Raw genomic sequence first — 6,621 nt, forward strand, 5'->3', positions numbered from 1 at the left:
ATGGGACAAGCAGCGAAAGAGCAAGGGGCGGCCAAGCCCCTTGGCGGCGCCGGATTGCGGGGGCAGAGTGCGGGGGAGACCAGCATCTGCACCGTCGGCAAGAGCGGCACCGGCCTCACCTACCGGGGCTATGACATTCAGGAGCTGGCCCGGGGGGCCGAGTTTGAGGAGGTGGCCCATCTGCTGCTCAAGGGCGCACTGCCCAGCGCCGCCGAGCTCGCGGCCTATCAGGCCCAACTGCGCGCCATGCGCACCCTGCCTGCGGCCCTGCGCGAGGTGCTCGAGCTCATTCCCGCCGATGCCCACCCCATGGACGTGCTGCGCACCGGCTGCTCCATGCTGGGGGATCTCGAGCCCGAAGATGGTTTCGAGCACGAACACCATGTGGCCGATCGGCTGCTGGCGGCCTTTCCCGGGATCCTGCTCTACTGGTACAAGTTCAGCCACGAGGGAGTGCGCATCGACACGGATACCTCGGAAACCTGCATCGGCGGCCACTTTCTGGCCCTGCTGCATCAGGCCCCCCCCAGCGAGCTGGCGCGCCGGGTCATGAACGTCTCCCTCATCCTCTATGCCGAGCACGAGTTCAACGCCTCCACCTTCGCCGCCCGGGTCTGCGCCTCGACCCTGTCGGACATGTTCTCCTGCGTCACCGCGGCCATCGGCACCCTGCGCGGCCCGCTCCATGGGGGCGCCAACGAGGCGGCCATGGCCATGATCGCCCCCTGGCAGGACGAGGCCCAGGCGCGGCGCGAGCTGCTCGCCAAGCTGGCCGCCAAGGAGAAGATCATGGGCTTTGGCCACGCCGTCTATCGCACCTCGGATCCCCGCAACGCCATCATCAAGGAGTGGGCCGCCAAGCTGGCGGAGGCGGCGGGAGATGACAGGCTCTATCGTGTCTCTTGCGAGGCGGAGCGGGTGATGTGGGACGAGAAGGCACTCTTCCCCAATGCCGACTTCTTCCATGCCAGCGCCTATCACTACCTGGGGATCCCGACCAAGCTGTTCACCCCCATCTTCGTCTGCTCCCGGGTCACCGGCTGGTGCGCCCACATCATGGAGCAGCGCGAACACAACCGCATCATACGCCCGAGCGCCGACTACATAGGTCCGGCTCCCCGGCATTTTGTCTCCCTGCAGCAACGCTGAGGGGAGGGGGGCCAACCAGGCCCCCCCACTCACCACAACGATAAGGAAATCATGATGTCCGCCAACGTCGACCTCAACCACAGACCCGAACCGGATCCCATCCTGGTCGAGATTGCCGATTACGTCTGTCACCAGCCCATCACCAATCAGCTGGCCCTCGATACCGCCCGCTACTGCCTGCTCGACACCCTGGGCTGCGGCCTGCTGGCCCTGCGCTTTCCCGAGTGCACCAAGCATCTGGGCCCCATAGTACCGGGCACTCAGGTACCGCACGGCGCCCGGGTACCCGGCACCCAACTCTGCCTGGATCCGGTCAAGGGGGCGTTCGATATCGGCACCCTCATCCGCTGGCTCGACTACAACGACACCTGGCTCGCCGCCGAGTGGGGCCACCCCTCCGACAACCTGGGCGCCATTCTGGCCACCGCCGACTGGCTCTCCCGTACCCGGGTCGCCGAGGGCAAGGCGCCGCTCACCATGGCCGAGGTGCTCATCGCCATGGTCAAGGCCCACGAGATCCAGGGCGTCCTGGCCCTGGAGAATGCCTTCAACCGGGTCGGACTGGACCATGTGGTGCTGGTCAAGGTGGCGAGCACCGCCGTGGTGACCCGGATGCTGGGGGGAAGCCGGGATCAGGTGATCGACGCTCTCTCCCAGGCCTTCGTCGATGGCCAGAGCCTGCGCACCTATCGCCATGCCCCCAACGCCGGATCGCGCAAGAGCTGGGCCGCCGGCGATGCCACCTCCCGCGCCGTGCGCCTGGCCCTCATCACCATGAGCGGCGAGATGGGCTACCCCGGGGTGCTCAGCGCTCCCAATTGGGGGTTCTATGACGTGCTGTTTGGGGGCAACCGCTTCGCCGTCAACCAGCCTTTCGCCAGTTACGTGATGGAAAATGTGCTGTTCAAGATAAGCTATCCGGCCGAATTCCATGCCCAGACCGCGGTGGAGTGCGCCCTCAGGCTGCATGTCGAGGTGAAGGGACGCCTCGACGAGATCGACAAGATAGTGCTCACCACCCATGAGTCGGCCATTCGCATCATCAGCAAGGTGGGCCCTCTCAACAACCCGGCGGACCGGGATCACTGCCTGCAATACATGGTGGCGGTGCCCCTCATCTTCGGTCGGCTGGTGGCCGAAGACTACGAGGATGAGGTAGCGGCCGATCCCCGCATCGACGCCCTGCGCGCCAAGATGCTGGTGGAGGAGGACAAGGGCTACAGCCGCGACTACCTGGAACCGGACAAGCGATCCATCGCCAACGCCATCCAGATCTTCTTCAAGGATGGCAGCCACACCGCCAGGGTCGAGGTCGCCTATCCGGTGGGCCATCGCCGCCGACGGGAGGAGGGAGTTCCCCTGCTGCTGGCCAAGTACAGGGCCAACCTGGCGACCCGCTTCCCGGCCAAACGGGTCGAGGCACTCTATCGTCTCGGCCAGGACAGGGAGGCGCTCGCCGCCATGCCGGTCAACCAGTTCATGGACTTGCTGGTGATCTGACGCCTCATCTACCAATGCAATGCCCGCCACCCGGCGGGCATTTTGTTGTGGGCGCCGCGCCCCCCATGTTCAGGTCAGTGCCCGGATTTGCGATACTGTACGTTTATACATATACTTCTGCCATCATCAACAAGGAGGCAATCATGGCCGTTGAAATCAAGTATGTCGTCATGCGTGGGGGAGTAGAGAAGATGACCTTTACCAGCAAGAAAGAGGCCGACGCCTATGACAAGCTGCTCGACACCGCCGACGAGCTGCTGCAGTTGCTGGCCGGGGCCCCGATCGAGCTCGCCCCCGAGCAGCAGGAGAGCCTGGCGTTCTACCTGGCACAGCAACGGGATCTGCTGCAGACCGTGCTGCGGGGCGGCAAGGCGCAGCCCCTTGCCACTGAGACAGGCAAGGAGGCGAGCAAGGAGCCAAGTGCCAAGGAAAAACCTCTCAAGAGCGTGGCCTGAGGCAACGAGGGGAAGGGACAAAGGCCAGCTGGGGCCATGGCTCGGCCTCCCCCTGCGCTGCACCGCTTCCTTTCCTCCCTTGAGCCTTGTCCTGTCTTGTTGCAACAGGCTGTGCTCAGGCGTCACGACGGCGAACCGGACCATGGGATGGGACGCGACGCCTGCTGATTGGGATGACAACGACGATGACGCAGACACGGCAGCAGCCTGTCTGCGGGCAGGGCAGGCAAGGGCAAGCAACCTGGTTGGCGCCTGCGGCGCCGCGGCCAGAGGCAATGCCGGAAGAAAACCGATCTTTATTCAATCAAAAGCATAAACAGTCGAAATTAAAAGTATTTCCCCGAGTAATTTTTAACAACACCGAATGATTAATCATAAAAACGCATAAGAAAGGTGCGCCTGGGACGCAACCGGGTGACCGCGAGCATGCGTCCGCGACCTCTGTCTATTCTTGGCAATCACTCTATTTCAGGCAATCATCATGCACTCCCAGATCCCGCTTCCCCCTGCCATGCCTCTGTTCGATGGACTCGCCCACCTGGAGGCGGGCAATGCCCAGGTCAATCACTATCTGGCTCAGCTCAGCCTCAACCGGGTTCCGGATGCGGGCCTGGTGTACGAACTTGCGGTCGACTGGCTGCTGGAGCAGCGTCACAGTGAGAACAACTACAAGACCTATCGCAGCGAACTCACCACCTTCCTGCATTGGTGTTTTGCCGAGATGGCCATCAGTCCGCAGGATCTGAGCCGCCGCATCATGATGCGCTACCTCGATTACTGCCAGGCACCGCCCCCGTCCCTGATCGCCTATCGCAACGTGGCCCAGTTCATCAGCGACAAGGAGTGGGGAGAGCGCTTGCCCAATCCCCAGTGGCGCCCTTTTCTGGGCAAGCGGGAGCTGGGGCGCGAGCTGCCTTATCGGCTGAGCGATCAGGCCATGAAGACCAAGCTCGCCATTCTCTCGGCCTTCTTCCAGTTCCTCATCCAGGAGGAGTACATGGACAAGAACCCGGCCCTGTTGCTGCAACGGGCCAAGCGCCCCCTGGCACAGGAGCAGGACGATCAGGGCAAGGCATTCAGCCAGTTGCAGTGGTCCTATGTGATGCAGGCGGCGGATCAGCTGGCCGAGGCACAGCCGAGCCAGCATGAACGCACCCGTTTCCTTGTCTGTCTCATGTATGCCTGTTACCTGCGCATCTCCGAGGTGGCGGCCCGGCCCGGTTTCACCCCCGTCATGAGCCAGTTTCGGCGCGATGGCAAGACAGGGGTCTGGGGCTATTTCATCCCCCGCAGCAAGGGGGGCAAGCGCCGCACCGTCGCCGTCTCCCAGGATCTGCTGGAGGCATTGACCCGCTACCGGCGCTTCCTCGGTCTCTCGCCGCTGCCGACCCCGGACGAGCAGACCCCCCTGTTCGTGCGCCACAAGGCGGCGGCCCATGGTCGGGAGCAGGGGGAGCTCAATGCCAACCTCGGTATTCGCCAGCTACGGGATCTGGTCGCCCTGGTGATAGAGGCGGGGGCCTCGCTGGCCGAGGCCGACGGTTTTGTCCAGGATGGCGCCGAGATGCGTACCCTGACCCCCCACGCCATCCGCCATACCGGCATCACCCACGACATCAATCTCAATGGCCGCCCCTTGTCCCATGTCCAGGCCGATGCCGGCCACGACAGCATAGATACCACCTCGAAATACCTGCACACCGCCAACAGCGAGCGTCATGAGAGTGCCTCCGCCAAACGGCTGGATCCGCTGCAAGAGAGGTGAGAGATAACAAGCAAGCCATATCGCGGCGGCTCGCTAATGGGTCCGTATTCCTGGCAGAACCTGGGGGGAATCGCGAGTGGGCCTGGCAGCCCCTGGGAGTTGCCATGCCCTCTTGTATCCGCTCCCCCCAACGGGCAAGATCCGCCGCATTTAATCGGCCGGGTTGTCATGGGGTTCATATGCCGCGTTATGAGAGTCATGGGCTGCACAGCGCACAGATTGCAGATCAGGTGATCACGAGCACGCTCAGCGGCTCGTTCAACAGGGAAGGGTGCCTGGCCTGGGTGACCCGGCTCAAGACCCTCATCGAAGGACTCGATGGCAGACCTTTCTGCCTGCTCATCGATACCCGCGACTACGAGGGCGGGACCGATGAGGCACTCCAACTCGCGAATGAATTCAACCGCTGGCTCAATAGCCAACCGCTGGTCGCCAAGGCGCATCTGATCACCTCCCAGGTGCTGCACGCCATCGCCGTCGAGCGCGTGCCGCAGCTCAAATACCAGACCATCAAGACCTTCAAGTGCATCGACGAGGCCCAGGCCTGGCTCGTCTCTCAGCTGGCCCATGCCCGAGGGGCTTGTGCAGCACGGGACGCGGGAGGAAACCCGCCCAACTCGCCAGGGCAGAGCACGACGCCCCATGACACAGACATTGCGATAACGCAGTCAGGTGGAGGAAAGGGAAGAGTCGCGCTCACCGATGAGCCTGTGCCGCATTGTCACTCCATGGTTATGGACTGGCGCCATGACTGGCCTGGATGCATGGATGGCAGGTGGGAGAGGGGACAGGTCCCAGATCACAGAGGATGATCACGGGTAGTCATCACGCCCGATGACAGGGCCGTCGGGTAGGGAGGAGGGGGCAAGCTAGTCGATGCGATAGAAGCCCAAGGGCGATAACGGGAGCAGGGAAAGGCCCCTTAGCCCGCAGGCAGGCCTCTCGGTCAACGGTGATCCGCAGGAGGGGAGTATCGGCTCCCGGAGGTCGTGGTGTGGGCGAGGGGGCCTGAGTGCCTTGCCGGGTCGTGCTCACCACGCTCACATGGCCAGATGAAGGTGAGACAGATAGCTGACATGGCGGCTGGTGGTCTGCAATATCAGACGTGGCACGGATTGTTTGCCATTGCCGATGCAGGCTCAACGCCACAGCCGATTGACGATGCCCTGATGTTGGAGAGTCGGCAAACCCATCGGGTGATGCCGATAAATGGGGTTATCGGCATAAAAGAGTCGGTGAAAATTGACCTTCAACATCTCCATTTTGACCTTCAACATCTCTAACGGAGCAGACTATGGGAAATTGGGACGATTTTAGCGATTCAACGGATCCCGTTGATCCGGAATTTCTGGCCGAACGTGAACCAGTCATAGCCGAGCATGTTTTTAGGGTCGCAGCCCGTGAGGAGCTGCTGGCCAGAGGCTACGTACTGCGTCTGGCCGAGTTGAACCTGCCGGCATCACCAGAACTGGACGAGATCGTCAGCGTCCTGCAAACCCAACGCGGCCCTGTGGCGCTCGCGGTCTGGTTTCAGTCGGCCAATGGTTGGCTAGGTGTGTAAACCCACCAGGTTGTTCACGGATTGAAGACGACTGATGGGGGGCTGGTAGCCCAGACTGGCATGGGGACGATGCCAGTTGTACTCATGCAGCCACGGTTGCAGGTGTTCTGCCCGTTGCTCTGACGAGTCATAGCTCCGTGCATAGGCCCACTCTCGCAGGGCTGTCTGAATGAAGCGCTCTGCCTTGCCAT

Annotated in this window: 8 protein-coding genes; 7 read left to right on the forward strand and 1 reads right to left on the reverse strand. The window is 62.6% G+C overall.

The window, feature by feature from the left end:
- The 7 genes from prpC to ACLHZ1_RS10660 all read left to right on the forward strand — a co-directional run bounded on the left by prpC (position 1) and on the right by ACLHZ1_RS10660 (position 6,430).
- Complete coding sequence (gene prpC / locus ACLHZ1_RS10630; protein WP_408793323.1) at positions 1 to 1,149, forward strand: bifunctional 2-methylcitrate synthase/citrate synthase; 1,149 nt, start codon at positions 1 to 3, stop codon at positions 1,147 to 1,149.
- 54 nt (positions 1,150 to 1,203) lie between these two features.
- Positions 1,204 to 2,649 carry a bifunctional 2-methylcitrate dehydratase/aconitate hydratase gene (locus ACLHZ1_RS10635; protein WP_427262065.1) on the forward strand — a complete coding sequence of 482 codons (1,446 nt, stop codon included), beginning with the start codon at positions 1,204 to 1,206 and terminating at the stop codon, positions 2,647 to 2,649.
- A gap of 143 nt (positions 2,650 to 2,792) precedes the next feature.
- Positions 2,793 to 3,104 (forward strand): YebG family protein, encoded by a 312-nt coding sequence (locus ACLHZ1_RS10640; RefSeq protein WP_427262066.1) that lies wholly within the window; start codon positions 2,793 to 2,795, stop codon positions 3,102 to 3,104.
- 511 nt (positions 3,105 to 3,615) lie between these two features.
- A complete protein-coding gene (locus ACLHZ1_RS10645) occupies positions 3,616 to 4,869 on the forward strand; it encodes a tyrosine-type recombinase/integrase (RefSeq protein WP_408793409.1) in 1,254 nt (417 codons plus the stop codon).
- A gap of 179 nt (positions 4,870 to 5,048) precedes the next feature.
- Positions 5,049 to 5,681: a hypothetical protein gene (locus ACLHZ1_RS10650; protein ID WP_427262067.1), complete on the forward strand. Its 633-nt coding sequence runs from the start codon at positions 5,049 to 5,051 to the stop codon at positions 5,679 to 5,681.
- A gap of 264 nt (positions 5,682 to 5,945) precedes the next feature.
- Positions 5,946 to 6,152, forward strand: a complete 207-nt coding sequence (locus tag ACLHZ1_RS10655; protein WP_427262068.1) for a hypothetical protein — start codon at positions 5,946 to 5,948, stop codon at positions 6,150 to 6,152.
- 11 nt (positions 6,153 to 6,163) lie between these two features.
- On the forward strand, positions 6,164 to 6,430 hold the full coding sequence (locus tag ACLHZ1_RS10660) for a hypothetical protein (RefSeq protein WP_427262069.1): 267 nt from the start codon (positions 6,164 to 6,166) through the stop codon (positions 6,428 to 6,430).
- Here ACLHZ1_RS10660 and ACLHZ1_RS10665 read toward each other — a convergent pair.
- Positions 6,419 to 6,621: integrase core domain-containing protein (locus tag ACLHZ1_RS10665; RefSeq protein WP_427262070.1), on the reverse strand; the 203-nt coding region annotated here is incomplete at its 5' end. The two genes, ACLHZ1_RS10660 and ACLHZ1_RS10665, sit on opposite strands and share 12 nt — an antisense overlap.

Origin of the sequence: Aeromonas sobria (assembly GCF_050266975.1) — a bacterium.
In the GTDB taxonomy this organism is placed as follows: domain Bacteria; phylum Pseudomonadota; class Gammaproteobacteria; order Enterobacterales; family Aeromonadaceae; genus Aeromonas; species Aeromonas sobria_B.

Bases quoted from the DNA above. Each gene is read 5' to 3' on its own strand.
- ACLHZ1_RS10655 (WP_427262068.1), top strand. From the start codon at position 5,946: ATGGCGGCTGGTGGTCTGCAATATCAGACGTGGCACGGATTGTTTGCC.
- ACLHZ1_RS10650 (WP_427262067.1), top strand. From the start codon at position 5,049: ATGCCGCGTTATGAGAGTCATGGGCTGCACAGCGCACAGATTGCAGAT.
- ACLHZ1_RS10660 (WP_427262069.1), top strand. From the start codon at position 6,164: ATGGGAAATTGGGACGATTTTAGCGATTCAACGGATCCCGTTGATCCG.
- ACLHZ1_RS10635 (WP_427262065.1), top strand. From the start codon at position 1,204: ATGTCCGCCAACGTCGACCTCAACCACAGACCCGAACCGGATCCCATC.
- ACLHZ1_RS10640 (WP_427262066.1), top strand. From the start codon at position 2,793: ATGGCCGTTGAAATCAAGTATGTCGTCATGCGTGGGGGAGTAGAGAAG.
- ACLHZ1_RS10645 (WP_408793409.1), top strand. From the start codon at position 3,616: ATGCCTCTGTTCGATGGACTCGCCCACCTGGAGGCGGGCAATGCCCAG.
- prpC (WP_408793323.1), top strand. From the start codon at position 1: ATGGGACAAGCAGCGAAAGAGCAAGGGGCGGCCAAGCCCCTTGGCGGC.